This is a genomic window from Clostridium sp. chh4-2 (genome assembly GCF_002899675.1).
Taxonomy (GTDB): domain Bacteria; phylum Bacillota; class Clostridia; order Lachnospirales; family Lachnospiraceae; genus CHH4-2.
The window spans coordinates 210,096-235,739 of record NZ_PKUU01000002.1; the positions used below are offsets into that span (position 1 = coordinate 210,096).

Genomic DNA, 25,644 nt, shown 5'->3' on the forward strand with positions numbered 1-25,644 from the left:
AGCCGCCCCCGTCCGGGAGCTCTCTTCCTGCATCCCCTCTCCTAACATAATAATCTGCAAACACCTCCATACTCCCCAACCCTGAAATCTCAGAAAAACCGGGAAAAGGAAAGCATATTGTGATAAAATAGAAGGAAACGCCGAGATCAAACAAAAGAAAGGAAGTATTTATGCAGTCTGTTGCTCATTATACAAAACTCCTGGAACAGGAAACGGAAAAAATTATTGTAGGCAAACGCGCCCAGATCGATATGATCCTGATGGCGGCGCTGTCAGGCGGCCATGTGCTGCTGAACGATCTGCCCGGAAGCGGGAAGACAACGCTGGTAAAAACTCTGTCCATTGCATTGGGATGCGGCTTTAAACGGCTCCAGTTCACCCCGGACCTGCTTCCCTCCGATATTGTGGGGATGACTGTGTTCAATCAGAAAACATCGGAATTTGAACTGGTAAAAGGTCCGGTGCATACGAATATTCTCTTGGCGGATGAGATCAACCGGGCGATCCCGAGAACCCAGTCCGCGTTATTGGAGGCCATGGAAGAGGGACAGACCACGATAGACGGGAAAACGCTGATGCTTCCGCAGCCGTTTTTGGTGATGGCAACCCAGAATCCGGTGGAGCGGGAGAGCACGTTTATGCTGCCTGCGGCTCAGCTGGACCGTTTCTTTATCTGCATTTCTCTGGGATATCCGGAGGCGGAGGAGGAGATGGCGATTCTTGCGAAGCTGGGGGACAGAACTCCTTATGAAGAGGTGAATGCGGTGACGGACCCGTCTTTATTGCAGGAGCTGAGAGAACAGATCAGCCGGGTTCAGGTTTCGGATTCCTGCAGCCGGTATATTGTGGAGCTGGTGCAGAAGACCAGAAAATGCGTCTGGCTGAAACAGGGAGCCAGCCCCAGGGCATCCAGGTGCCTGTATCAGGGCAGTAAAACTTATGCGGCTATGCAGGGACGGGATTATGTGATACCGGAAGATATTAAAATGATATGGCTGCCGGTTATGAACCACAGGGTAGTTTTGACCAGTGACGCCGGATTTCAGAAGAAGACGCCTGAATCGGTTTTGACGGAACTTCTGCAGGAGACAGAGGTGCCGCCTTATAAAAAGGAGCTGTTCAATGGAAGAAAAACAGAGTAGAAACAGCCGGTTTGTGGGAATTCCGGGCTTATGCTGTCTTTTGTTTTTCGCAGTGACAGCCAGTTATTTTCATGCGCGGCTGATCTCCGCCTTTTTATTCCTCTTCTTTCTGATGTGTCTCAGCTCTTATGCATGGAGCAGGGGCGTCTGCCGCCATGTAGAGATACGGGCGGAGGCGGTAAATCCGGTCTGTCATGTGGGGGAATCCTGTGAAATAAAGCTGAATGTTAAAAATAACAGCCTGTTTCCTTTAGTCTGGCTGGATGTGATCTTACCCACAGGAACCAGGCCGGTGGTGAAGCAGGCGGAATCGGATTCATTTGCCTGGTATTTTCTGAAAGGGAAAGAGGACGCCGAGACCGGGATCAGGGAGCGGTTTGTGTGGCTTTTATGGCAGCAGGAGATCAGTTGGGAAGAGAAGCTGGAAACGGTTCGCCGCGGCGCTTTTGTGTTTGAGGGGATCGGGCTGCAGGCGGGAGACGGATTTGGGCTGTCCGCGAAGGAGGACTGGTATGAGCTTTCCGTCCCGGTCAGAGTTCTGATCTATCCGAAACTGGTTCCGGTGAAAATCAGCCGGTTTTTAAGAATCACCCAGGAAGCAGCCGCGTTAAACAAAGGCCAGACCGAAGATATTACGATCTTAAAGAGCAGCCGCCCCTACCGGCCGGGAGATCCCATGAAGAAGATTAACTGGAGGCTTTTAGCTTCCAGCGGACAGATGAATGTAAATATCTACGAAACGGTGATGCCGGGATGCGCGGCATTTATCTTGGATTTATCCGGTTTTGTCCGGGTGATCCGGCATGAAAACCAGCAGGGAGGCACCTTTGAAGAACGGATTTTGCTGGAAAATGACCTGGAACAGATGATCAGCCTGACTGCATCCCTGATGACCGAACTGGCAAAAAAGCAGGTGGCGAGCGCTCTGGTTCTGCCTGCATATGGAGAGCGTGAGGCGGTGGTCAGCATTCCGGGGGAGGGGCGGCCGTCCCTTTCCGAATGTATGGAGGCGCTGTCCCTGATCGATTACCGGGGGGAAGAAACGGTCTTCCCATACGAGACGTTCTGGCAGTCCAGTCATAAGATGGGAAACATCTATATCTGTACCAGAACGGATGATAGAAATGAGTTCGGAGATATGGCGGCACGCCTTGGCCGGAGCCGCGTCAGCTGTCTGGTACAAAAGAAAACAGGGCAGGAAGCTCTGGATTGCGGATATATCTATGCGGACGAGATCAGCGAAGCGGCGGGGCTTGGCATGGAGAACGATGATTCTGCACAGGTCGGCCTCGGTATGGGAGATGGTATTTACGGAAGAGAAAGGGAGGGAGAACGTGGACAGAATTCGTGATTATCTGAGGGGCTTTTGCGTACTTTTGTCCGATATGGCAGTTGTCTGTCTTATTTTATATATGGTTCCCACCTTTACAAAGATTCAGACCGTATCAATTCCGGTATTTGTATGGGTTCTGATTATACTGATGCAGATGTTGGCTGATTATATAATGACAGGGATGGGCATCTCGTTTAACTTATATCTGATTGGCAATGCGGCGGCTCTTTTGGCGGGCACATATTTTATTGTAAATGGTTCTTACTGTTCAGCGGGTTTTTCCATGTTTCCTGCTTTTTTATCCTGCGGAGCAGTGGCGGTGGGAATGCATGGAGCGGCGGCGGCCTGGCGGCTTCCGTCTGCCAACAGCATACTGAGGTATGTGGACGGACTGGTGGTGCTTCTGGCCTTTTATCTGTATGCTGTTTTTGATAACCATCTGGAACCCGCCCGGGAAGTTATCCTGTTATCGATGTCCGCCATTTTTCTGGATTTGGTTTGTGTGAACCAGATACGGACCAGGGAGGAAGGCGTATCTGTAATACAAGGTTCCGGCGCAGGAAGCAGGCTGGTGCTGGCAGTTGTGTCCGGCGCCATTGTCATTGTGACCGGAGTGGTGACGGGAGCCGCTTCCGGGCAGGTGCACAGCGCGGTGGATGTGCTGCTGCTGGTGATGAAATCCATAGGGCACATATTATATGTCATTTTTCAGGCGATTGGATTTGTACTGGCTAAGATTTTGTATCTCCTGGCCCTTCTTCTGCCGGATGCTCCGCAGGAAACGGAAGAAGCGATTAAAATGCCCATGCAGGAAGAGATTGAAAGGGCGGCTGACGAGGCGGTCCGGCGGCTTCCTGACTGGGTGCTTTGGGTATTTTTGACAGCAGTCCTGATTTTTGCCGTGTGTTTCATACTTTACCGGTTTCGCAGCTTCCGAATAAAACGGGTTAAACGCGAAAATGTAAAAAAGAGAGTCGTGAGAAAAAATCATTTTTTCACTGCTATGATTCAGGGAGCACGAAAGATATGGGACTTGGCGCAGTTTGAATATCTGTTTCGAAAATACCAAAAGACGCCGGAAGGGCTGCTGGTCTGCGCGGAGCGGATTGGAAAACAGAAAAAGATGCCCAGACAGAGATGGGAAAGCCCGGGAGAGTATCTGCGGAGAATAGCGGCATGGATGAGAACTGAAAAAGCAGATATGGTGCGGGAAAATGCAGACGGAAGCGATGCTGATGCATTGGATGCGCTGGCCGGCGTTTTGGACAGGATTTACTATGGTTCGGTTCAGGAAAAATGCAGAAGGGAAGAGCTTTTCCGGTATGAAGAGGCAATAAAAAATCTGAAAAAAATGAGTTCGTAAAAGAACGGAAAATCTCCAGAATTATCCATCGCTTGATTCCCAAAACTTGATATGCTATGATAGGGGGATGGGTTTGTTACAGGAAAATAATAGGGGAAGGAATTAAATAATGACAGAGACGTCCATAGTAAATTGCAGCAATATAAGCGGAATGATACAAAGGACATTAAATGAGGTGGATTCGAGACTGATAGACCATGGGATGAGAGTTGCATTTCTGGTTTCCAGACTTTTGGAAGTACAGGGGATCTATGATCAAAAAGAAAAACAAGACATCTGTTTTCTCGCGCTGTTACATGACGTAGGAGCATACAAAACGGAAGAAATTGCCCAGATGGTGCGGTTTGAGTCGGAAAATATATGGGGGCATTCCATTTACGGATACTTGTTTTTGTACTACTTGTCCCCGCTGAGAAAATGGGCGGACGCTGTGCTGTTCCATCATGTGAGCGCAGAAAAACTGGATCGGTTTACTTCAGATAATAAGGTTCTGGCTCAGATTTTGAATCTGGCTGACCGGGTGGATCTGTTTCTGGACCAGCGCGGGATTGAAGAACGGGAAAAATTGTTTGATATTCTGAATGCGTCCAGAGGCAGGCGGTTTTACAGTGAGGTCGTGGATCTGTTTTTTGAGGCGGAGGAACGGTATGACCTGTTGGAATGTCTGGACCGGGGTATTGGATTTGAAGATGTAATAGAGAATGTGGATATGAAAACAGAAGAGGCAGACGAATATCTGAAGATGATGACATTTGCCATAGATTTCAGAAGCTGTCACACGGTTACCCACACGATTACCACCACCAATATCAGTTATCTGGTGGCAAAACTGATGGGACTGGATGAGGAACGGGTACGCCATGTGTATTACGGAGCCATGCTTCATGACCTGGGAAAGATCGGAATACCGGTGGAAATTCTGGAATTTCCGGGAAGGCTGAGCAATCAGGCGATGGCCATCATGAGAACCCATGTGGACATTACGGAAAAGATACTGGGAGGCGTGATCGATCCGGTGACGGCTCAGATTGCGTTAAGGCACCATGAAAAACTGAACGGTTCCGGCTATCCTAAGAAATTGAAGGCAGAACAGCTTTCCTTAGAGGAGCGGATCGTGGCGGTGGCGGATATGGTCAGCGCCCTGTTGGGAACCAGAAGCTATAAGGAATCTTATCCCAATGAAAAGGTGATCGCTATTATCAGGCAGCAGGCGGATCTGGGACTGGTCGATTCCGATGTGGTGGATACCATGATCGAACATTTTGATGAAATTACGGATGCGGTCAAGATGCGCTGCAGCCCCATTTTAAGGATTTATAATGGTTTAAACAGTGAATATGAGCGCCTGATGCTACAATTTCAATAACAGAATGAAAATTTCTTTTACATATCCATAAAATTACTGTATAATAAAAAAGTATGTGCAATACAAAAGAAATTAAAATAGAATGGTGGAGTTGCAATGGAACGCAGAGTAGGAACTATTTCAAGAGGAATTCGTTGTCCGATTATCCGGGAAGGTGACCCGTTGGCAGACATCGTAGTATCCAGTGTTTTAGAAGCGGCAGAAAGCGAAGGCTTTGAATTAAGAGACAGAGATGTAATCTCAGTTACGGAATCAATCGTGGCAAGAGCCCAGGGAAATTATGCTTCCGTGGAAGCGATTGCTAAGGATGTTAAGGAGAAATTAGGCGGAGAAACGATCGGAGTTATCTTCCCGATTCTTTCCAGAAACCGTTTTGCTGTCTGCCTCAGAGGAATCGCCATGGGTGCAAAAAAGGTTGTGCTCATGCTGAGCTATCCAAGTGATGAAGTGGGCAATTCCCTGGTATCCCAGGATCAGCTGGACGATGCGGGAATTAATCCATACAGCGATGTGCTGACGCTGGAGCAGTACCGCGAATTATTTGGCGAGAACAAGCATCCGTTTACAGGGGTTGACTACGTGGAGTATTACAGCAGTCTGATCCGGGAAGCCGGAGCGGAAGTTACCGTAATATTTGCCAATCAGCCAAAAGAAATTTTGAAGTATACAAAGAATGTGTTAAACTGCGATATACATACAAGAGTCAGAACAAAACGCATTTTAAGAGAAGCCGGCGCTGAGCGCGTCTGCGGCCTGGACGATATTCTGACCTCTTCGGTTGACGGAAGCGGTTTTAATCAAAGCTATGGACTTCTGGGTTCTAATAAATCAACAGAAGGAACCATCAAATTATTCCCGCAGGAGTGCACGGATTTCGTGATGGATATCCAGAGCCAGATTCTTGAGAAGACCGGTAAACATGTGGAAGTCATGGTTTATGGAGACGGAGCATTTAAAGATCCGGTTGGAAAGATATGGGAATTGGCAGACCCTTGTGTGTCTCCGGCTTATACGCCGGGGCTTGAAGGAACTCCAAACGAGGTGAAGTTAAAATATCTTGCAGATAATGATTTCAAGGATTTGACAGGAGAAGCGTTAAAGGAAGCGATTTCCAGAAGAATTCAGGAAAAGGAAGACAATCTGGTAGGAGATATGGCCTCCCAGGGAACCACGCCAAGAAGGCTGACCGATCTGATCGGCTCTCTGTGCGATTTAACCAGCGGTTCCGGCGATAAGGGAACTCCGGTAATATTGGTTCAGGGATATTTTGATAATTTTACAAATTAGTGCTGATAAGGCTGTTGCAGATATTGCGGCAGCCTTATGTATGCATTTGGTACAAGAAGAGAAAGGTGGAGAAATTAAATGAAGAAAGAAGGCGGTCAAAATCTGGCGCCGGAGGGAGAAGCGAGGGGGAGCTTCTCCGGAAAATTGGGCTATATCATGGCCGTTGCCGGTTCAGCCGTGGGCCTGGGCAATATATGGAGGTTTCCATATTTGGCGGCAAAATACGGCGGAGGAATTTTCCTGCTGGTTTATCTGATACTGGTGGTGACCTTTGGATATGCGCTGATTGTCTCAGAAACGGCTCTCGGCCGCATGACGGGAAAAAGTCCGGTAGGCGCATTTACGACGTTTGGTAATGGAAAGCTGTTCCGGTTCGGAGGCTGGATCAATGCGGTAATTCCTATGGTAATCGTTCCCTATTACTGCGTAATCGGAGGCTGGGTGGCAAAGTATCTGTTTGAATATGTGAAGGGCGGTTCTGCGTATCTGGCGGCCGACGGATATTTCGATTCCTTCATCACTGATTCAAAAAGCGTGGAATTGTGGTTTGTGGTATTCGGCATCGCCGTATTTTTAGTAATTGTTGCCGGAGTGGAACAGGGCGTGGAAAAGGTCTCCAAGACCATGATGCCCCTTTTGGTAATTCTTGCAGTGTTCGTAGCAGGATATTCCGTCACCCGTCCGGGAGCGATGGAAGGGGTTAAATATTTCCTGATCCCTAATTTTAAGAATTTTTCCTTTATGACGGTTGTGGCCGCCATGGGACAGATGTTTTATTCCCTTTCCATTGCCATGGGAGTGCTGTATACTTACGGTTCTTATATTAAAAAGGATGTGGATATCGAAAAATCCACGAAACAGATTGAGATTTTTGATACGATGATCGCTCTTTTAGCTGGCCTTATGATCATTCCGGCCGTATTTGCGTTCTCCGGCGGGGATTCGGCCACTCTGAAGGCGGGGCCGTCATTGATGTTCATCACCATTCCTAAGGTATTTGCAAGCATGGGGATGGGGAATGTGATCGGGTTTGTGTTTTTCCTGATGGTTTTATTTGCTGCGCTGACCAGCGCCATCTCACTGATGGAAACCAGCGTTTCCACCATCGTGGATCAGAGCGGATGGAGCAGGAAAACATGCAGTCTGATTATGGCGGTGGTGATGTTTTTAATCGGTACGGCCTGTGCCTGCGGATTCGGGGTATGGAGTTTTGTCCAGCCTTTAAAGATGAGCATTCTGGATTTCCTGGACTTTTTGAGCAATTCAGTGATGATGCCGGTGGCGGCGCTGTGCACCTGTATTCTGATTGTGAGGGTTGTTGGATTTAAGAGAATTTCAAAAGAAGTTAAGATTTCTTCGGAGTTTAAGAGGGAGAAACTTTATGGCTATTTAGTTAAATATGTGGCTCCGGTGTGCATTCTGCTGATTCTGGTGAGTTCCATTGCTAATGCATTTGGGTGGATTCATCTGTAAAGAGAGAGACGCATGAAAGGGGAGGGAAGATTCCGGCCAGGGAAAGTCGATTGGCTAGGGATTTTCTCTCCCCGTTTTTTTTGCACTGATTTTTGCAGCATAGTCCAAAACAGATGGTTACTGCAAAAATTGTTTTAAATATTCGCCGACGGGATTGGGTATCTCATAGTAATGGGGAAGAGAATCATTTGCCGCATTGGCGTAGGAATATTTTCTTTTCTACTTCCAGTACTATTTAGCTGTTTTTCGATAGAATTTTAATATTTTCTAACACAAAAAATGAAATTTGTGTGTAATTATATTGAAAAAATAAATTCAAATGATATAATAAAATCCAAACACAACAAGGATTGGAATGTGCGTAATTTTTAATAATAGAAAGTTGGTGAATGTGTGAATATACGAGAACATGCAAAAAAAGTAATCGTTGAAAAGGGAGGTGTTGCTAAATCTGCCGATTTTGTTGCAGAAGGAATGCGTGCTGTCGATGTTGTTAATATGTGCAATGCTGGGTACCTTGAACGCATACGGCACGGTTATTATCAACTTGCAGAAGGGGATACATCTTCAGAAGAACAACTCCTTGCGACACTTATTCCAAAGGGAGTTGTCTGTGTTGAATCTGCTCTTTTTCATTATGGATATAGTGACTTTGCTCCCCGTAAATGGTCTATAGCTGTACCTAGATCCATGTCCCGAACAAAGCTGGATGTGGACGTATTGGCTTTGCAAACTTACTATGTTCAACCTGAGATATATGAACTTGGAAAAATAACCGATGACTTTAACGGAGTTATGCTTTCTGTATATGACCGAGAGCGCACAATTTGTGATTGCTTCAAATATCGCACAAGACTGGACCGTGAAATCTTTAATAAGGCACTTAATGCCTATGCTAGTGATACTAAAAAAAATCTACAAAATCTTTCTGTGTACGCAAAGAAACTAAGAGTGTATAAGAAAGTTACCGAACTGATGGAGGTGCTGCTTAATGGCTGATATTGCTGCATCCGTGCTTGCACGACTAAAAAACAAAGCCAAAGAAAGCGGAAGAAGTTATCAACTTTGTCTGCAACTCTTTTGCCAAGAAGAATTTCTGCGTCGATTAGAAAAATCCAAGTATGCTGAAAACCTTGTTCTGAAAGGCGGGTTATTCATTTACTCTGTTACCGACTTTGACAGCCGTGTAACTGTGGATGTTGATTTCCTGCTCAGGAGAGTTTCTAATACCCCGGAAGCGTTGGAAAAAGTGCTGGAAGAAATTATCGCCACGCCTACGGATAATGATTTTGTGATATTCGAAATTACAGATATTGCACCTATTGCCGCCGCAAAGAAATACGCCGGTATCGGTGCTTCTATGATAGCAAGAATCAAGAACACCAAAACACCGTTCAGCATCGATTTCGGCGTTGGAGATGTTATCGTGCCGAATCAGGAGAAACGCAGGATTCCAACTCAGTTAGACAATTTTGTGGCTCCTACAGTGAATACATATTCCCTTGAAACTACTATAGCAGAAAAGATAGATGCCATTCTTAGCCTGATGGAGTTTTCCAGCCGTATGAAGGATTACTATGATATCTTCTATCTCGCAAACAAGTTTGACTTTGATGGTGCGTTACTGACCGAAGCCTTGAGAAAGACTTTTGAAAACCGTGGCCATACCTTTACCGTTGAGCAATTTGAACAGGTGATGACCTTTGACAATGACCAAGCAATGCAGAAAAAGTGGAAGGCATTTTGCCGCAAGATTGACACAAAGACCGATGACTATAGTACTGTTCTGCGGACAATAGAGGAATTCCTGACTAAGCCAATGATGGCAGCAGTCAACGAGAAATGTTTCAATGAACAATGGGTTGCTGCAATAAACGAATGGGAGAAAAGAGGTGTATAAATAGGCCAGGTAGATATGCTCTGCCTCCTCTTATTACAACCCTATTTACACCTGTTTTTTAAATTAATTATAATAGAAACTCCTCCCAAATGGTACTTACGTAGTTTATCCACCATTTGAGAGGAGTTTTTATATTAATGAATCAGAAACCCCTGATAGGATTCCATAAGTACATCTATAAGCTCTTGTCTGTCCATGGTAACCAAGGGAGAATCTGTTCTTGGCAGATACCATGAAAAATCCGCCTCTTTTTTGGAGAAGGAGGGGAAGATCATATCTGCTGCATTGCAGTACCGGTCATTGCTGATTTCATTCCCATTTCCATCCCTGAAGGTACACGTTGTAGAAGAATCCATATACTGAGTGGTTTTGTAGGCCAGGATTGTTTCCGAGAGTTCTCCATTTTTTAAAGAGATTGCCCGCTTATTCTCATGGGAGAGCGTGTAACTGTATCTGATGTAATCATCAAAAATATAATGATAAATATCATGCTCGGAATCGTAATATACAGGAACGCTGTTCACCATAATATCGGCCTCCGAATCACCTTCCTGCCGCGTCAACTCATAAGCTGTCAGCCCATCCATCGCTTCATTGATCTCATAATAGGAACTGTAGGTAAATCTGCCGGTTCCCTGATTGATGGAGGTGATCAGTTCCAGTCTTCCATTCTGATCTAAATCCGTCACGGTGTACTGATAAATCCCCCCGTAATCTGTTAAACCAACCCACAAGTCCATGTTGTCGGCGATCACTTGTATCTGCCTCTCTACATCGTTCTCCGTACGGCTCTCAAATGAGGAAGCCAGAGAGCCCTCAAGTTCACCGTTATTTAAGGAATCACTGTGTTTTCCACAACCGGACAAAACCGACACAAAGAAAGCTAACGCCGTAATTATCATTCTAATTTTCATATGGCTCCTTCATAATCGCAACAAAATGGTCAGGAGAAAATCCCCACCCCTAGTTTAAGGCTTTCCGATAACAATGTCAAAATTCAATTATAGAATCCCCTTAGCGGCCTCCTGCTGCTTTTTCAGCTCCTGAATTACAATTTCAGAAAATGCATTGGTCGCTTTCGATACATATCCGCTGGCCGGATATCCCAGCGCCAAAGAGCGGTACCGCCCCTGTTCTCCCAGAGAGAAATGCCGCAGTCCATCCAATGGCTCTAAATAGCATTCCGGCAGAAAAGTAATGCCCATTCCCACGTTTGCCAGACGGATTAACGTTTCAAAACTGTTATGGGTCTGCACAATATCCGGTTCCAAATGGTATTCCTGAAACAGGGATTCCACGAAGACCCGAAGCTTGTGATTGACACTGTAGAGCAGCAGCTTTTGATGGGAAATATCTTTAATCTCGATCCAGGGCCTGCCTGTGCTTCCGGCGGGATGGGCTTTTTTACAAAGAGGAAAATCTTTGGGGACGGCAAGCAGAATCTCTTCTTCAATCGCGTGACGGTAAGGAAGAGAAGGATTGGTCATAGGAATCGTTACAAAGCCCAGATCGATAAGGCTCTGGCTCAGCAGTTCCTCCTGCTCCTTCATGCCGGACTCATGGATTGTCAGCTTGATATTAGGGTAGAGCCGGGTGAAGGCCGGAATGACCTTGGGAAGCAGGTATGGTGCTCTGAATGGGGACAGCGCGAAGTTCACATTACCTCTTTTCAAGTTTTCCAGATCGGAAAGCTGGCTGTAGAAATTGCGCTGCAGGTTGAGAATCTGTTTGACCGTTTCAATATAGAGTTTCCCTTCTTCTGTCGGAATCAGGCCGCGGTTCGTGCGTATAAAAATAGAAAATCCCAGCTTTTCTTCATGATTTTTCAAGAACTGGCTCAGAGAAGACTGGGCCATATAGAGCTCGCTGGCTGCAGCCGAAACCTTCCCATGCTTTGCCAGAGTTAAAATGTAGTTTAATTCTCTCAATTCCAAAGATATTTCCTCCATTTCTGTCTTCACTGCCTTTAAACACATTGGCCCAGGTATCGATAAAAACGATATCCACCATTAGATTATACGTATTTTACAAATAGTAATTTCTATACTACAATACCAATATAAGGAAGTCAAGAAGAAAGGAGGGAAGGGGGTGGCAGAGAAACTGGAAATAACAGGCCGTCTCAGGGAAGGCGAAAAGACAGTTTTATTTATTCCCGGAGGCATGGCTTCAGCTCCGGCGGTGTATGACGGAATTGGAGAGATGATACCGTGGCAGTCGGCGGTGATTGACTGGAGCAATTCGAAAGGGCCGTGGGATATATTGGAGCTTGGAAACAGGACACTTGATCTGATCCGTCAGATGAATTTGGGTAAAGTCATTTTGGCCGGATATTCTGCGGGCGGAGTGATTGCCATGCAGGCGGCGGCTGAGGATAAAGAAGGCAGGATCGGAGGACTTTTGCTGTCCAACACAGGACCGTGTACCATTGGACATGGAGATCCTGAGCTTCCGGAGCGGATACGGAAACAGTGGTTCAGTATGGAGTTATTCGAACCTTTTTTAAACAGGTGTTTTGCATTTCCCATTGAACCTTTATTAAAAAAGACGATGATTGAATACGCTTCAAAGATTCCCATGGAAGTGGTATATCAGGCGGCAAAGACATTGAGAGAATATGATTTAAGGCCCAGGCTGAAAGAGATTTCCTGCCCGGTTGTGATCGCACATGGAAAATTGGATACAACGCGTACCCTAAAGCATGTTGAAATGATGCAGGAGGGGATTGCGGATGTGGAGATTAATCTGTTGAACGGGGGACATACGATCATGGCAGAGGACAGGGAGCACTGGGTTCTTATCTTAAATAAACTGATTCAAAAAGTGGAACGGGCCATGGAATAAACGGCGGAAAGGAGAAGAGATGGACAGAAATGATTTTTTTCAGACATCGGATGGGGCGATGATCTATTATGAGGACAGGGGCCGGGGAATACCGCTGATGCTGGTGCCGGGATTCATGTGTACGACAAGATTTTATGAAAGAAATGTAGCAGAATTGAGCAAAAAGTACCGGGTTATTACGTTTGATCCGAGAGGCTACGGCCTGTCTTCCAAAACGCTTCAGGGCAACACTTTAAAAGGACACGCCAGGGATATGAAGGAACTGATTGATTACCTGGATTTGGACGGGGTTGTGCTGATGGGATGGTCTTTAGGCTGTTCGGCCATCAGCGTATACGCGGAGGAATACAAAGAATACAGGCTGTCCGCTATCGGATTTATCGATGCATTTATCTCGCCATTTGCACATGGAGACTGGAATGGGTACAAATTTTCCGGCTATAAAGTGAAGGAATATATCAGCGGGCGGAGTTTGTGGTTTAGAGATCCGGAAACTTATTACCAGTACTTTTTTGATACGGTGGATTGTAAGGAATTGACGGAAGAGGACCGGAAATGGATTGTGGAGGAGATTTCCCTGACAATGCCGTGGACGGGGATTGAACTTCATCTGGATACCTGTCATACGGACGCTTTGGCCTTTGTGGAACATTTTACTGTGCCGTCCATCGTATTTGCGGGAAATTCCAGAGGCATACCGGCCAGCGTGTCAGAAGAAGTGTGCAGGAGAATGAAATGCAGACATCAGTACCATTATTTCGATCACGGCGGTCATATGTTCTTTTATTCCGATCCGGAGACATTTAACCGGCTTGTGGACGAGTTTATAGAGGCAGAAGTGAAATAATAAAAAGGGAAAGGGGTAAGGATATGACTAAGCAGGAATATGACGACAGAAATTATGATTTTAATGAGATACCGGATGATCCGAGATTTAAAATCTGTTTTAAAGAAGCGATGCTGGTGATCGGTTTTTGGTGGGTATTTGTGATTGCAACGCTGGTGATTATGTACACGGTGGGGGCTGAAGATCCTGGTACTTACAGCTATATATGCGGGCTGCCGTCCTGGTTTTTCTTCGTATGTCTGCTGATCTTTTGCTGCATCGGGGCGGTATTTTTTATCGTAAAAAAGGTGTTCCGGGATTTTTCACTGGATGATGAAATTGACGGCTGATATTATGCCGGGAGGGGAGAGTACATATGCAGATTAATGCGGATACCAGACTTATTACACAGATTATTTTTGTTATATACAGCGCTGCGCTGCTGGGTGTGGGATTTTATTTTAAACAGAAAGCAAAAAAGGAATCGGAGGCCAGTTTCTCAAAGAATTTTTTCACCAGCGGACGAGCCATGGGGCCTTTGGTGGTGGGGATGATGCTCGGCGCTTCCGTATGCAGTTCCGGAACATTTATCGGAGGCCCGGCTACCGGTACCAAAGAAGGCCTTGTGTGGACGGTTTGCATCTATGCTTCCGTATTCATGAATTTTATTATATTTGGAATTGTGGGAAAGAAAATCGGCATTGTGGCAAGGCGGACCAATGCAGTTTCCTATGTGTCGCTGCTCAAAAACCGTTATAATGAGAACAAAGCGATTACCGTTATCGGCGCATTTGCGATTATCGTATTTCTGGTTCCTTACTGCGTTTCCCAGCTGGTCGGAGGAGCGCGCCTGATTGAAAGCATGATCGGGCTGCCTTATCTTTGGGGGCTGGCCATCTTTGCAGTCATCATCCTGATCTATACGATTTTTGGAGGGATTAAAGGCGTTTCCGTCAGCACGGTTATCCAGGGATTTGTGATGACATTTGCAACTCTGGTGCTGATCTTCGGCGTTGTGGGATATATTAACCGGGATTCCGGCTCCATGGTTTCGGCATGGGAGAAAATGGCCCAGTCCGATTATAAAATGCTGATGTCCCCGAATAAATGGTCGGTTCCGGTAATGTTTTCTTATATATGGCTGGTGGGAATTACGTATGTCGGGCTTCCTCATGCGGTGCAGGGCGCCCTTACTTATAAGGATACAAAATCCCTTCACGGTGCAATTTTAGTGGGCGTCGTATTCGTTACATTCTGGCAGGGAATTATGACCTTCATGGGCCCGGCCGCAAGGCTGATGAATCTGGTTCCTGAAGTGGCTGACCAGACAACTCCTGTAATCGCCATGACCGTGCTGCCGCCCTGGATGGCGGGCATGATTATCGCTGGAGCGGTGGGAGCGATCCAGTCCACAATAGCGGCCATGCTGATCGTTATCTCCTCCAGTGCGGTCAACGATATCTATACCAATTATATTAACAAAACGCCTGATATAAAACAGATAAAAAAGGTCACACAGGTTGTTACTACTGTCATTTTAGTATTTATCTTCGCATTTTCCATCAAGCCGCCGTCATTTTTGCAAATGCTGATCAATTTCGCCGTCGGCGGGCTGGAGACCATCTTTTTCGGCCCCATGCTGTTGGGATTATTCTGGAAAAGGGCAAATGAGCAGGGCGCATTATCCGGCATGGTGGTCGGAGGCATCTGCTACTATCTCTTTTCCTATCCGTTAAAAGCGATGATTGGCGGAATGCAGCCGGTTCTTCCTGCCAGCATGATCGCACTGGCTGTTCTTGTAATCGTCTCTCTGGCAACGCCAAAGCCGCCGAAAGGTGTGATTATGACCTGGTTTGGAAAGAATTATCCCAAAATGCTTTAACCGCAGGTGAGACTGCTCTTGCCCGTCCAAATAAAATTGTCTGAGCATATTTTTCGCAGGTCATTTATTTGGGCGGGTGTTTTCAGCAATCCATGCCGATGTCCCGGCTCTTTCCGACGTACTCGATTTAATACAAATAAACCTCTTGAAATAAACCCTGTCTTATGGTAAAGTGCTACTTAAAGCAAACTCTGGAGAGTCTCCAAAAGGGCGCCGAAGGTGTACGGCAGATCAGGTAATCTGCCAATCTCTCAGGCAAAAGGACAGAGGATCACGTTGGTGCATGGGCACCTGTCTTTCCATACTCTTCTGAGGGAGTTCATTTTTGTTAAATGCAGAAATGATACTTCCTTTTTTGTTGCTTTCAAAAAGCCGGAAGGCGAAATTACTAAGACGGAGGAAACTATGTTAGAACTTGTGAGCAGCGTATTATTGAAAGTGGATGATTTTGTATGGGGAGTGCCGTTAATCGTATTGATTCTGGCAACCGGAATCTATCTGAGCGTCAGGCTGAAGGGGCTTCAGATCAGAAAACTTCCGGCGGCATTAAAATATATGATACAAAATGAAGAGGAAGGGCATGGGGAAGTCAGCAGCTTTGCGGCTCTCTGCACCGCCCTTTCCGCCACCATAGGAACGGGCAATATCGTCGGCGTGGCCACGGCCATCGTGGCCGGAGGCCCGGGAGCGCTGTTCTGGATGTGGATTGCAGCATTTTTCGGAATGGCAACTAAATATGCGGAGGGCGTGCTGGCAATCAAATACCGGGTAATCGATGATAAGGGCCATGTGCTCGGCGGTCCCTTTTATTATATTGAAAATGGTATGGGAAAAGGGTACCGGTGGCTGGGAAAGATTTTTGCATTCTTTGGCGCCGGAGTGGGGCTTTTAGGCATCGGTACCTTTACGCAGGTCAATGGAATTACATCGGCGGTGGGCAATTTCTTCGATGTGGAAAAGGCTCATGTAATCAGCCTTTTTGGCAGGGAATACACGATTGCAGTCATTATCTCAGGTATCGTGCTGACGGTCTGCGTGGCGCTGGTGGTGTTAGGCGGAATTAAAAGGATTGCAAAGGTTTCCGAAATCATAGTGCCGTTTATGGCCGTGATCTATGTGGTATCCTGTGTGGTCATTCTGGCTTTAAATGCATCTAAGATTCCGGGCGCATTCCGCGTGATTCTGGAAAGCGCATTCGGTTTTAGGGCGGCTGCAGGCGGAGCGCTGGGAGCCGTGCTTCTGGCCATGCAAAAAGGAATCGCCCGGGGTATCTTTTCCAATGAAGCCGGGCTTGGAAGTGCGCCGATTGCGGCAGCAGCGGCCCAGACGAAGGAACCAGCCAGGCAGGGGCTGGTATCCATGACAGGTACTTTTATCGATACCATTGTGGTCTGCACCATGACGGGACTTTGTATCGTGCTGACAGAGTCCTATAATGTGGGACTTCAAGGCGTTGAAGTGACTACCAGAGCATTTCAGCAGGGGCTTCCAATACCTTCCTGGGCCAGCTCATTTCTGCTGATGATCTGTCTGATTTTCTTTGCATTTACAACCATTATCGGATGGAATTACTATGGGGAACGGTGTTTGGAATATCTTTCTTCCGGCAGCCGCAGAGCGGTCATGGGTTACCGCTGTCTCTATATACTGGCCATCTTTATCGGGCCGTTTATGACGGTAGAAGCCGTGTGGACCATTGCGGATATCTTCAATGCGCTGATGGCTCTGCCGAACCTGATCGCCCTTCTGGCTTTGAGCGGCGTGGTGGTTCATGAGACAAAGGAATATTGGAAGCGGATGGGGGAAAATGTGAAAACAGCCGTTTTGTGTGATGATAACGGCGTCAGATAGCCCGGAAACCAGGCGTCCTTCATTTATCTTTATGTTTTTATATGTTTATGATAAAATGAGTAGAATAGCCGTTACTTGAAATGTAAAGTGTTAGGAGATTGATATGTCTGGAAATGAAATATGGGCGCTCGTCTGCCTTGTTTTAGCTGTAATTTTTGGAATATCCGGTATCGTGTTTGCAGTCTGTAAGGAAAAGGGGGCTATGCTGGTCAGCGGTTTTAATACGCTTCCTAAAGCGGAACGGGACCAATATGATAAGAGGCGCATCAGTCTTGACATGAGAAACTCACTTTTCTTATGGGGCGGCGTGCTGGCGGCAGGAGCTTTGCTTTCTGTATTGTTTCACGGCTATATGGGGGCAGCAGCACTTGTGATCTGGCTGGTACTGTTTTTCAGAGAGGTGCATTTTGATGCCCATAAGGCGTTTGAAAAGTATAAAAAAGATGGAAATGGGCGGACCTGATGAAATATTTTGGAGAAGGTTTAAGTGAGAAGCAGAAAGAATTAAGCGGAATAATCCGGAAAAAGGAACGGAGCGGGGAGGCGGGCATCAGCTTTGTGAGGAATGGCGTGAAGTCAAAACGGAAAAAGCGTTTGGCAGTTTGGTGCATTCTTCTGTGCCTTCTGATTTTTCTGACGGCAATGGGAATTGGCGTTGGCACAAAAAAGATCAAACTAAACCGTTTCTTTTCGAAGATGTATCAGGTGCATGGGGTTGACGTTTCCCACTATCAGGGAACGATTGACTGGCCTGTTTTAAGTGAAAGCGGTATTCGGTTTGCATTTATAAAGGCCACGGAAGGAAGCGGCCATGTGGATGAGAACTTTGCGGAAAATTGGGAAAATGTGAAGGAAACCGGTCTTTATGCCGGAGCATATCATTTTTTCAGTTTTGACAGTCCCGCCGAGACTCAGGCGGATCTTTTTATTGCCACAGTTCCTAAAGAAGAGGGAAGGCTGGCTCCGGTGGTGGATATTGAATTTTATGGGGATAAGGCCTCTAACCGGCCCGATCCGGATTCTGTGCGGGAGCAGCTTAGCATCCTTTTGGGGAGAATGGAAGCGCACTATGGAGTGAAGCCGGTGATCTATACGACTATGAGAATGTATGATTCTTATATTAAAGGCCATTATGAGGAATATCCGCTGTGGATACGCAATACGTATTATACCCCTGATTTTGGCATGAAGGGGAAATGGACATTCTGGCAGTATTCGGATACGGAAAAGAGAAGCGGATACAGCGGACAGGAAGCATTTATTGATATGAATGTATTTAAAGGGTCGGAAGAGGACCTGAAAGAATTTTTGCAAAAAGAATAGATGGAAAATGAGGTAAGGTGCTGATGATTCGGCGCCTTATTTTTTTGTAGGAAATCGTACTGCCAAAGCAGTTCGTCAAAGCCGGAGAATCCGGTCATCGTCAAAAGATTTTTGTAAACATCAGCTGTAAAACCTAAAAATGTACATAATATACAAAACAGAACCTGCTGAATTGGTAATTATTTTGAAAAAAAGTAGTTGCATTTAAAAATGACAAGTAGTAATATGTAATTATCAACTTAACATATTAACCTATTAACCAATTATTATAGAATGAGAAAGGAAGTGGAAAAAGAAGTTGCTTACCGGTTGAAGTTTCGTCTCTTGTTTGATACTATTACTTTATCTATTAACATATTAAGTACATACATAAAGGAGAAGACGGGTATGGCAATTCCAAAATATCAACAGATAAAACAGAGCTTATTATATGAAATCAAGAACGGTAAATTTTTACCGGGGGACAAATTTTACAGTGAAGCAGATTTAAAAAGCAAGTTCAATGTCAGCAGCATCACAGCCGTGAAGGCGCTTCAATGTCTGACTAATGAAGGATATCTGGTAAGGTATCAGGGAAAAGGAACTTATGTTTCAAAAGCAAAACGGGGAAAGATTGTTAAGTTTTCCGACCGTGAGAAATACCAGGACGGACAGGAGAAGACAGAGATTCTGTCCATTCAGATGATAACGGATAAGAAAATCGCCTCCGAGTTAAACATATCGGAGAAAGAGCCGTTTTATCACATCAAGCGCGTCCGCTGTGTGGACGATAAGCCGATCCTGGTACAGAACAGTTACATCATCCGGGAATTTATCCGTCCTGAGGACGTGGAACATCCGGAACGTTTTACTTCCATCTATACAAAGATCCGTCAGGATTATGGAATCGATCTGTTCCAGGCGGATTCCAAGGAGATCACCGAGATTGTGTATCCGACTCCGCAGGAAGAGCGGGAACTTTTAGGGCTTTTAGGCGATGCGCCGTCCGCATTTACAAAGAGATACACCTATCTTTTTGACGGCAGAACCATTGAGTATATTGAGATGTATAAGCGCTGGGATTATTTCAGCATCGAAATTGAACCGATTTAGCAAGCAGAAGGGAGCAAGGTATGGAAATCTTGATCGTTTCCCACCGCGGGATCGCAAGTGGGATAAAAAGCACAGTGGATATGGTACTTGGAGACTCCAGCCATATTAAGACAATTGAGCTGACAGAAGAGGGCGTGGACAGCTACGTCAGAGAATTGGAAAGCTATCTGACCGGATGGCTGACGGAAGGCAGACAGGGAATCATATTTGCGGATATCAAGGGCGGAACCCCGTTTAATCAGGCGGAGCTTCTACTGAATAAGCACCAGCTGAAAGACCGGGCCAAGGTGATCAGCGGCGTGAATCTGCCCATGATCGTGGACGCCTGTTTCAGAGAACTGGACGTCAATCGCCTGGAAGAACTTGAGGGCTTAATGAGCAATGGAAGAGAAGGCATCAGCTGCAGCGAACTTTGCGTGCAGACCGATTCTTCAGACGATGAATAAGGAGTGTAAATAACATGGAATTTCAATGGTGGCAGATATTATTATTGACTTTATATGCAGGCTTTGCATTTTATGACGGAAATAACACAACCTTCGGTTTTGTAAAACCGTCTATGGCCGGATTCATGGCCGGTCTGATACTGGGAGATATTAAAACCGGTTTATTCGTAGGAGGTACTTTAAACCTTTTGGTGCTGGGCGTTGGAAACTTCGGAGGAGCTTCCATTCCCGATTATATGACAGGCGCTCTGTTGGGAACCGCATTTGCAATTCAGAGCGGGGAGCCGGAACTGGGCGTTACATTGGCAATTCCCATCGGACTTTTGATGATCCAGCTGGACATCCTGGCCAGATTCAGCAATACGTTTTTCCAGCACAGAGCGGAAACTTATGTATCGGAAGGCAAATTCGACAAGGCTGCTAAGATGAACATACTGGGACTGATTCCACAGTCCTTATCCAGAATGCTTCCGGTATTTGTAGCTCTGATTTTCGGTTCCACCTTTGTTCAGCTGGTGGTGGACAACATTCCGATGTGGCTGATGAGCGGACTGAAGACAGCGGGCGGAATTCTTCCTGCGCTGGGAGTTGCAATCCTTCTCCGGTATCTGCCGGTGAGCAAAAATATTCCTTATTTAATTCTCGGTTTTGTGCTGGCGGCCTATCTGAAGGTGCCGGTGCTGGGCGTGGCCTTAGTCGGTGTGGCCCTGGCGATTCTGGTGTTCCAGAATGATAAGGAGGACCAGCCTAAGGCGGCTGAAAGTCCGGTTATGAATGCAGGAGGTATGGGTGATGAGTAAGAATAACGAGATGTCGGGAGTAAAAAAACAGACATTCTGGAGATGGTACTTCTTAGGCGGAGCAGGATGGAATTATGAAAAAATGCAGGGCTTAGGATACTATTTCAGCATGCTTCCCCTGGTTAAAAAATGTTATCAGAACGAAGAAGATAAAAAAACTGCTGCTATGACGGAACTTCAGTTTTTCAATACCAACAATACCATGGCTCCCATCATCATGGGCGTGGACAATGCCATTCAGGAAGAAAAGGGCATTGATGCCATTGATACGGTAGCATCTTTAAAAACAGGTATGATGGGACCTTTGGCCGGAATCGGCGACACTCTGTTTCACGTGATTCCATCCACCATCATCGGCTCCATCGCATCTTATATGGCGCTGGAAGGAAGTCCGGCCGCATTAATTCTCTGGATTTTGTTCGGAATTCTGCGCCTCGGCTTCATGAGAAGCTTTTTCGCCATGGGATACCGGGAAGGCGCTAAGGTTGTAAGCGAACTGGGAAACCGTTTAAAGAAGATTACAAAGGCGGCCAACGTGCTGGGAATCATGGTGATCGGGGCGTTGGTGCCGTCGGTAGTCAACGCGAAGTTTGCCTATGTATTTAACATGGGAGAGGTTACCAAGTCGGTTCAGGAACTGGCAGACCAGATCATGCCTGCGCTGGCGCCTGCATTGGTGGTATTTTTCACCTATTGGATGCTGGGCAGAAAGAAGATGAATTCAACCAGAGTTACGTTCCTGCTGGTGTTTGTGGGAATTATCGCATATAATTTGAAAATATTTGGTTAAGGAGGATTTTATATATGAAGGGATTTGTACATATCAGAATTGACGACCGCCTGATTCACGGACAGGTGGCAACACGCTGGTCTACCGGTTTAAGGGTAAACAGAATTATGGTTATTGATGACAAAGTGGCTGCAAATGATGACGAAAAGGCGATTCTGCGCATGGCGGCGCCTTCCGGAGTGAACACCTCCATTCTCCCATTTGAAAAAGCGGTTGCCAACATTAAAAACGGCAATTATGACGGTCAGAGAGTGATGCTGATCGTAAAGTCTCCTGAGATTCTGGTGGAGATGATGAAACAGGGTGTGGATCTTCTTCCGGTTAATATCGGAAATCTGTCCAACCGTCCGGGAACCACCCAGTATAAGAAATCCATCAGCATGACGCCGGATGAGAGGAAAGCGGTTGACCAGCTTCTTGCAGCAGGAATTAAAGTGACTGCCCAGATGGTTCCGGATGAACCGGAAACCAGCATCGAAGCATTTTTAAAATAAGATTCGTCAGGATGGAAAGCCGGGGATCGAAGTATGACTTTAGATAGAAATAAACAGATACTAATGGAAAAATCCCAGCAAATGACTTCGGATCTGGTCTGTGGGGAGCTGGACTGGATCTGCGAAAAGCTGGATACTAACAGGAAACGGTTTCAGAACAATTTTCCGTCCGCATGTTCCGAACTGGGGCGGTACCGGATCAAGGGAAATGACGACTGGACCAATGGTTTCTGGACAGGAATGCTATGGATGGCATACCTGCACACCGGGGATGAGACGTTCAAGACTCTGGCCCTTGACAATGTGGAAAGCTTTCGGAAACGGCTTTCGGATCATTATGTGCTGGACCACCATGACATCGGTTTCCTTTACAGCCCTTCCGTTGTGGCCGGATACCGGATTACAAAGGATAAGGGACTCTTGGAACTGATTGTTCAGGCTGCCGGCTGTCTGGCAGGGCGTTTTCAGAAAAAGGGAGGATTTATCCAGGCGTGGGGAGCGTTAGACTGTGACAGAGAATATCGTCTGATCATCGATTCTCTGCTGAATCTGCCCCTGCTTTATGAGGCGTCCGCAATTACCGGAAATCCGGAATATGCATCAACGGCAGATATGCATTATGACAGGGTTTTACACAATATTGTAAGGCCGGATTATTCCACCTACCATACATTTTACTTTGATCCTGCGACGGGGCTTCCTTCCCACGGCGCAACCCACCAGGGCTTTCGGGACGATTCCTGCTGGGCCAGGGGGCAGGCGTGGGCGGTTCTTGGAATCCCCCTTCACGTGAGAAAAGCGGCTGTCGCAGGAGAACGGGAAGTCTATGGAAAGATTGTGGATTATTTTATCGGTCATCTGCCAAAAGAGGAGATTCCATACTGGGATTTGATCTTCACGGCAGAGGATAAACAGCCTTATGACAGTTCGGCCCTGGCAATCGCTGCCTGTGGCCTTATGGAAGCGGAAGCCGTTGGATATTACAAAGGCGCAGGGGAATTGGCAAAGGGAATGACGGCAGTTTTGGCGGAGCGCTGCACTTCCAGGAAGGAAGACGCGGAAGGTATTTTGCTCCACGGCGTCTATGCATTTGGAGAAGGAAAAGGAATTGATCAGGCGAATCTTTGGGGAGATTATTATTATATGGAAGCCTTAATGAGGCTGAAAAACCCGGGATGGGAGACGTTTTGGTAAGAGAGGAAAAGGATATGAGTTCATTTGAGATAGGCAGAGAGTTTCTTTTAGACGGTAAGCCCATGAAGATTTTATCGGGAGCCGTACATTATTTCCGGATTGTGCCGGAATGCTGGGAGGACTGTCTCTACCATTTAAAAGCGCTGGGATGCAATACGGTGGAAACTTATATCCCCTGGAATCTGCATGAACAGGAGGAAGGAATCTTCGATTTTAAGGGAATGAAAGATGTGGAGGCATTCCTTCGCCTGGCACAGAAGATGGGATTGTACGCAATTGTGCGCCCCAGCCCTTATATCTGCGCGGAATGGGAGTTCGGCGGACTTCCGGCCTGGCTGCTCCGGTACGAGGGGATGAAGGTGAGAACCAATACACCTTTATTTCTTGAAAAGGTAGAGAATTATTATAAAAAGCTGTTTCCGATCCTCACCCCTTTTCAGATCACAAACGGCGGCCCCATTCTGATGATGCAGGTGGAAAATGAATACGGTTCTTTTGGAAACGATAAAGAATATTTAAAACAGATCAGGCGTTTCATGCTGGAACAGGGAGTGGAGGTTCCGCTGTTTACATCGGACGGTTCCTGGATGCAGGCGCTGGAAGCCGGAAGCCTGATTGAGGAAGACGTCTTTGTCACGGCAAATTTCGGCTCCCGGTCCGATGAAAATCTGGACATTCTGGAAGCATTTTTTAAAAAACACGGAAAACAATGGCCGCTTATGTGCATGGAATTCTGGGACGGCTGGTTCAACCGTTGGAAGGAACCGATCGTGCAAAGGGATGCCAAAGAACTGGCCGGCGAAGCGGAAACTCTGTTAAAGCGGGCCAGCATGAACCTTTACATGTTCCAGGGCGGCACCAATTTCGGCTTCATGAACGGCTGCTCAGCCAGGGACCAGCTGGATCTGCCGCAGGTAACTTCCTATGACTACGGCGCCCCTATGACCGAATGGGGGGAAGCGGGAGATAAATTTACAGAGCTTCAAAAAGCCATCAAAAAAGTTCTGCCGGATGTCATCCAGGAAGAACCCAGGGAAAGGAAACGCACCGCTTACGGAGAGCTCTTTGTAAACAGAAAGGTTTCCCTGTTTGCCGCAACGGATTCCCTTGCCCCAAAGCAGCACAGCGAACACCCGCTCACGATGGAAGAAGCCGGAACCGGATACGGCTACATGCTCTATCATAAAGAGGTCGAAGGATATGAGCAGCCTGAGAAAATTAAGATCGTGGAAGCTTCCGACCGCGTCCAGCTGTTTGTAAACCATCGATGGTCAGCAACCCAGTATCAGGATACGTTGGGAAAGGATCTGGAAGTCTATCTGGACAAACACAATTCTATCGACATTCTGGTAGAAAACATGGGCCGGGTCAATTACGGCTATAAACTGGTAGCCCCCACGCAGAAAAAGGGAATCCGCTCGGGTGTCCGTGTGGATATCCATTTCGAAAGCGGCTGGGACCAGTATGCTCTTGATTTTAGCAATATTGAAAAACTGGATTTCACAAAAGGCTGGGAAGAGGGAGTTCCCGCTTTTTACGAGTTCGAATGGGATGCCAAGGAGTGCCATGATACATTCCTGGACTGCAGCAGCCTGGGAAAAGGCGCAGCCTTTATCAACGGTTTCCACCTGGGCCGCTACTGGTCAGCCGGCCCCATCTGCTATCTGTACATACCGGCCCCGCTATTAAACCCCGGCCCCAACAAACTCGTAATCTTCGAAACCGAGGGCACCCCAATAACCAAAGTTTCCCTGACCGACCATCCTGTTTATTTAGTTTAGAAAGAAACGCCGGAAAGAAGGGAACACCTGGACGGCCGGCAGAAATGAAAAGGCATAGGGGATTCGAGTTTCGACCCTAAGTGATACTAGGCCGCCAAGAGCGGAAAAAGGCAGCGCGGCGCCATTCGCGATGAACTCTTTATGACTTCATTGCTCAGAGGCGCCTCAAATACTGATTCGGAATTCAGTATTTGTCTGCCTTTTTCCGCTCTTGCCGACCAAGTATCACTAAGGGTCTGCAAACAATCCCCTATGCCTTTTCATTTCTGCCGGCCGCCCAGGTGCTCCCTTCTTTCCGGCTGTTGCTTGGCAAGCTGAGGATAAAAAAGATTTGGTGGATCAGTGAGTAAGTTTTACATCAAGCGTGAAGGCTTTTTCTGAAATGCCTTGACGATTTAATGTAAAGGGTGAGGTCATTTCGCGAAATGCCTTGACGTTTAAAGTAAAACCTGAAGGC

The 25,644-nt window shown here is 46.6% G+C and carries 24 protein-coding genes and 1 riboswitch; of the genes, 22 read left to right on the forward strand and 2 right to left on the reverse strand.

All coding sequences use genetic code 11. The annotated features are described in order from the left end of the window. Positions 1–170 precede the first annotated feature (170 nt). From C0033_RS02845 to C0033_RS02880, 8 genes are all read left to right on the forward strand, one after another. On the forward strand, positions 171–1,142 hold the full coding sequence (locus C0033_RS02845; protein WP_103226350.1) for a MoxR family ATPase: 972 nt from the start codon (positions 171–173) through the stop codon (positions 1,140–1,142). Continuing rightward, positions 1,123–2,493: a DUF58 domain-containing protein gene (locus C0033_RS02850; RefSeq protein ID WP_103226351.1), complete on the forward strand. Its 1,371-nt coding sequence runs from the start codon at positions 1,123–1,125 to the stop codon at positions 2,491–2,493. Before C0033_RS02845 ends, C0033_RS02850 begins: the two co-directional genes overlap by 20 nt. Next, on the forward strand, positions 2,477–3,838 hold the full coding sequence (locus C0033_RS02855; RefSeq protein ID WP_103226352.1) for a DUF4129 domain-containing protein: 1,362 nt from the start codon (positions 2,477–2,479) through the stop codon (positions 3,836–3,838). The genes C0033_RS02850 and C0033_RS02855 overlap by 17 nt, the downstream gene beginning before the upstream one ends. Positions 3,839–3,947: 109 nt before the next feature. Continuing rightward, the gene (locus C0033_RS02860) at positions 3,948–5,204 is read left to right on the forward strand and encodes an HD domain-containing phosphohydrolase (protein ID WP_103226353.1); all 1,257 of its coding nucleotides are present in this window, start codon (positions 3,948–3,950) and stop codon (positions 5,202–5,204) included. 96 nt (positions 5,205–5,300) lie between these two features. Continuing rightward, the gene (locus C0033_RS02865; RefSeq protein WP_103226354.1) at positions 5,301–6,491 is read left to right on the forward strand and encodes a coenzyme F420-0:L-glutamate ligase; all 1,191 of its coding nucleotides are present in this window, start codon (positions 5,301–5,303) and stop codon (positions 6,489–6,491) included. A gap of 78 nt (positions 6,492–6,569) precedes the next feature. Beyond that, positions 6,570–7,964: a sodium-dependent transporter gene (locus C0033_RS02870; protein WP_103226355.1), complete on the forward strand. Its 1,395-nt coding sequence runs from the start codon at positions 6,570–6,572 to the stop codon at positions 7,962–7,964. Between the two features lie 393 nt (positions 7,965–8,357). After that, the gene (locus C0033_RS02875; protein ID WP_103226356.1) at positions 8,358–8,963 is read left to right on the forward strand and encodes a type IV toxin-antitoxin system AbiEi family antitoxin domain-containing protein; all 606 of its coding nucleotides are present in this window, start codon (positions 8,358–8,360) and stop codon (positions 8,961–8,963) included. Beyond that, positions 8,956–9,864, forward strand: coding sequence for a nucleotidyl transferase AbiEii/AbiGii toxin family protein (locus C0033_RS02880; protein ID WP_103226357.1), 909 nt, complete (start codon positions 8,956–8,958; stop codon positions 9,862–9,864). Before C0033_RS02875 ends, C0033_RS02880 begins: the two co-directional genes overlap by 8 nt. Before the next feature lie 134 nt (positions 9,865–9,998). Here the strand turns inward: C0033_RS02880 and C0033_RS02885 are convergent, their stop codons facing one another. Next, complete coding sequence (locus C0033_RS02885) at positions 9,999–10,778, reverse strand: hypothetical protein (RefSeq protein ID WP_146043722.1); 780 nt, start codon at positions 10,776–10,778, stop codon at positions 9,999–10,001. 87 nt (positions 10,779–10,865) lie between these two features. Next, positions 10,866–11,798, reverse strand: a complete 933-nt coding sequence (locus tag C0033_RS02890) for a LysR family transcriptional regulator (RefSeq protein WP_103226472.1) — start codon at positions 11,796–11,798, stop codon at positions 10,866–10,868. Positions 11,799–11,955: 157 nt separating this feature from the next. Between C0033_RS02890 and C0033_RS02895 the strand changes: the two genes are divergently transcribed. The 14 genes from C0033_RS02895 (at position 11,956) to C0033_RS02960 (ending at position 25,187) form a co-directional block, all read left to right on the forward strand. Further along, positions 11,956–12,708, forward strand: coding sequence for an alpha/beta hydrolase (locus tag C0033_RS02895; RefSeq protein WP_242984396.1), 753 nt, complete (start codon positions 11,956–11,958; stop codon positions 12,706–12,708). Between the two features lie 19 nt (positions 12,709–12,727). Beyond that, entirely contained in the window at positions 12,728–13,555 is an 828-nt protein-coding gene (locus tag C0033_RS02900) for an alpha/beta hydrolase (protein ID WP_103226359.1), read from the forward strand. A 23-nt stretch (positions 13,556–13,578) separates the two neighbouring features. Continuing rightward, on the forward strand, positions 13,579–13,884 hold the full coding sequence (locus C0033_RS02905) for a YhdT family protein (RefSeq protein ID WP_103226360.1): 306 nt from the start codon (positions 13,579–13,581) through the stop codon (positions 13,882–13,884). Positions 13,885–13,910: 26 nt separating this feature from the next. Continuing rightward, positions 13,911–15,416: a sodium/pantothenate symporter gene (gene panF / locus C0033_RS02910; protein WP_103226361.1), complete on the forward strand. Its 1,506-nt coding sequence runs from the start codon at positions 13,911–13,913 to the stop codon at positions 15,414–15,416. A gap of 181 nt (positions 15,417–15,597) precedes the next feature. After that, a riboswitch (glycine riboswitch) is annotated at positions 15,598–15,693 on the forward strand. Positions 15,694–15,821: 128 nt separating this feature from the next. Then, on the forward strand, positions 15,822–17,267 hold the full coding sequence (locus C0033_RS02915; RefSeq protein WP_103226474.1) for a sodium:alanine symporter family protein: 1,446 nt from the start codon (positions 15,822–15,824) through the stop codon (positions 17,265–17,267). A 103-nt stretch (positions 17,268–17,370) separates the two neighbouring features. Continuing rightward, entirely contained in the window at positions 17,371–17,730 is a 360-nt protein-coding gene (locus C0033_RS02920) for a DUF3784 domain-containing protein (RefSeq protein ID WP_103226362.1), read from the forward strand. Next, the gene (locus tag C0033_RS02925) at positions 17,730–18,590 is read left to right on the forward strand and encodes a GH25 family lysozyme (RefSeq protein WP_103226363.1); all 861 of its coding nucleotides are present in this window, start codon (positions 17,730–17,732) and stop codon (positions 18,588–18,590) included. Before C0033_RS02920 ends, C0033_RS02925 begins: the two co-directional genes overlap by 1 nt. A 387-nt stretch (positions 18,591–18,977) precedes the next feature. Continuing rightward, complete coding sequence (locus tag C0033_RS02930; protein ID WP_103226364.1) at positions 18,978–19,682, forward strand: GntR family transcriptional regulator; 705 nt, start codon at positions 18,978–18,980, stop codon at positions 19,680–19,682. 20 nt (positions 19,683–19,702) lie between these two features. Continuing rightward, positions 19,703–20,128 (forward strand): PTS sugar transporter subunit IIA, encoded by a 426-nt coding sequence (locus tag C0033_RS02935; RefSeq protein ID WP_103226365.1) that lies wholly within the window; start codon positions 19,703–19,705, stop codon positions 20,126–20,128. A 14-nt stretch (positions 20,129–20,142) separates the two neighbouring features. Further along, on the forward strand, positions 20,143–20,928 hold the full coding sequence (locus tag C0033_RS02940) for a PTS sugar transporter subunit IIC (protein ID WP_103226366.1): 786 nt from the start codon (positions 20,143–20,145) through the stop codon (positions 20,926–20,928). Further along, positions 20,921–21,718: a PTS system mannose/fructose/sorbose family transporter subunit IID gene (locus C0033_RS02945; protein WP_103226367.1), complete on the forward strand. Its 798-nt coding sequence runs from the start codon at positions 20,921–20,923 to the stop codon at positions 21,716–21,718. The genes C0033_RS02940 and C0033_RS02945 overlap by 8 nt, the downstream gene beginning before the upstream one ends. Before the next feature lie 14 nt (positions 21,719–21,732). Then, on the forward strand, positions 21,733–22,212 hold the full coding sequence (locus C0033_RS02950) for a PTS sugar transporter subunit IIB (protein WP_103226368.1): 480 nt from the start codon (positions 21,733–21,735) through the stop codon (positions 22,210–22,212). Between the two features lie 33 nt (positions 22,213–22,245). Then, positions 22,246–23,406 carry a glycoside hydrolase family 88 protein gene (locus tag C0033_RS02955; RefSeq protein WP_180994534.1) on the forward strand — a complete coding sequence of 387 codons (1,161 nt, stop codon included), beginning with the start codon at positions 22,246–22,248 and terminating at the stop codon, positions 23,404–23,406. Continuing rightward, positions 23,337–25,187: a beta-galactosidase family protein gene (locus tag C0033_RS02960; protein ID WP_347501017.1), complete on the forward strand. Its 1,851-nt coding sequence runs from the start codon at positions 23,337–23,339 to the stop codon at positions 25,185–25,187. The genes C0033_RS02955 and C0033_RS02960 overlap by 70 nt, the downstream gene beginning before the upstream one ends. The last annotated feature ends 457 nt before the right edge of the window (positions 25,188–25,644 follow it).

Bases quoted from the DNA above. Each gene is read 5' to 3' on its own strand.
- C0033_RS02845 (WP_103226350.1), top strand. From the start codon at position 171: ATGCAGTCTGTTGCTCATTATACAAAACTCCTGGAACAGGAAACGGAA.
- C0033_RS02850 (WP_103226351.1), top strand. From the start codon at position 1,123: ATGGAAGAAAAACAGAGTAGAAACAGCCGGTTTGTGGGAATTCCGGGC.
- C0033_RS02860 (WP_103226353.1), top strand. From the start codon at position 3,948: ATGACAGAGACGTCCATAGTAAATTGCAGCAATATAAGCGGAATGATA.
- C0033_RS02865 (WP_103226354.1), top strand. From the start codon at position 5,301: ATGGAACGCAGAGTAGGAACTATTTCAAGAGGAATTCGTTGTCCGATT.
- C0033_RS02870 (WP_103226355.1), top strand. From the start codon at position 6,570: ATGAAGAAAGAAGGCGGTCAAAATCTGGCGCCGGAGGGAGAAGCGAGG.
- C0033_RS02880 (WP_103226357.1), top strand. From the start codon at position 8,956: ATGGCTGATATTGCTGCATCCGTGCTTGCACGACTAAAAAACAAAGCC.
- C0033_RS02885 (WP_146043722.1), bottom strand. From the start codon at position 10,778: ATGAAAATTAGAATGATAATTACGGCGTTAGCTTTCTTTGTGTCGGTT.
- C0033_RS02900 (WP_103226359.1), top strand. From the start codon at position 12,728: ATGGACAGAAATGATTTTTTTCAGACATCGGATGGGGCGATGATCTAT.
- C0033_RS02905 (WP_103226360.1), top strand. From the start codon at position 13,579: ATGACTAAGCAGGAATATGACGACAGAAATTATGATTTTAATGAGATA.
- panF (WP_103226361.1), top strand. From the start codon at position 13,911: ATGCAGATTAATGCGGATACCAGACTTATTACACAGATTATTTTTGTT.
- C0033_RS02915 (WP_103226474.1), top strand. From the start codon at position 15,822: ATGTTAGAACTTGTGAGCAGCGTATTATTGAAAGTGGATGATTTTGTA.
- C0033_RS02920 (WP_103226362.1), top strand. From the start codon at position 17,371: ATGTCTGGAAATGAAATATGGGCGCTCGTCTGCCTTGTTTTAGCTGTA.
- C0033_RS02925 (WP_103226363.1), top strand. From the start codon at position 17,730: ATGAAATATTTTGGAGAAGGTTTAAGTGAGAAGCAGAAAGAATTAAGC.
- C0033_RS02930 (WP_103226364.1), top strand. From the start codon at position 18,978: ATGGCAATTCCAAAATATCAACAGATAAAACAGAGCTTATTATATGAA.
- C0033_RS02935 (WP_103226365.1), top strand. From the start codon at position 19,703: ATGGAAATCTTGATCGTTTCCCACCGCGGGATCGCAAGTGGGATAAAA.
- C0033_RS02940 (WP_103226366.1), top strand. From the start codon at position 20,143: ATGGAATTTCAATGGTGGCAGATATTATTATTGACTTTATATGCAGGC.
- C0033_RS02945 (WP_103226367.1), top strand. From the start codon at position 20,921: ATGAGTAAGAATAACGAGATGTCGGGAGTAAAAAAACAGACATTCTGG.
- C0033_RS02950 (WP_103226368.1), top strand. From the start codon at position 21,733: ATGAAGGGATTTGTACATATCAGAATTGACGACCGCCTGATTCACGGA.
- C0033_RS02955 (WP_180994534.1), top strand. From the start codon at position 22,246: ATGACTTTAGATAGAAATAAACAGATACTAATGGAAAAATCCCAGCAA.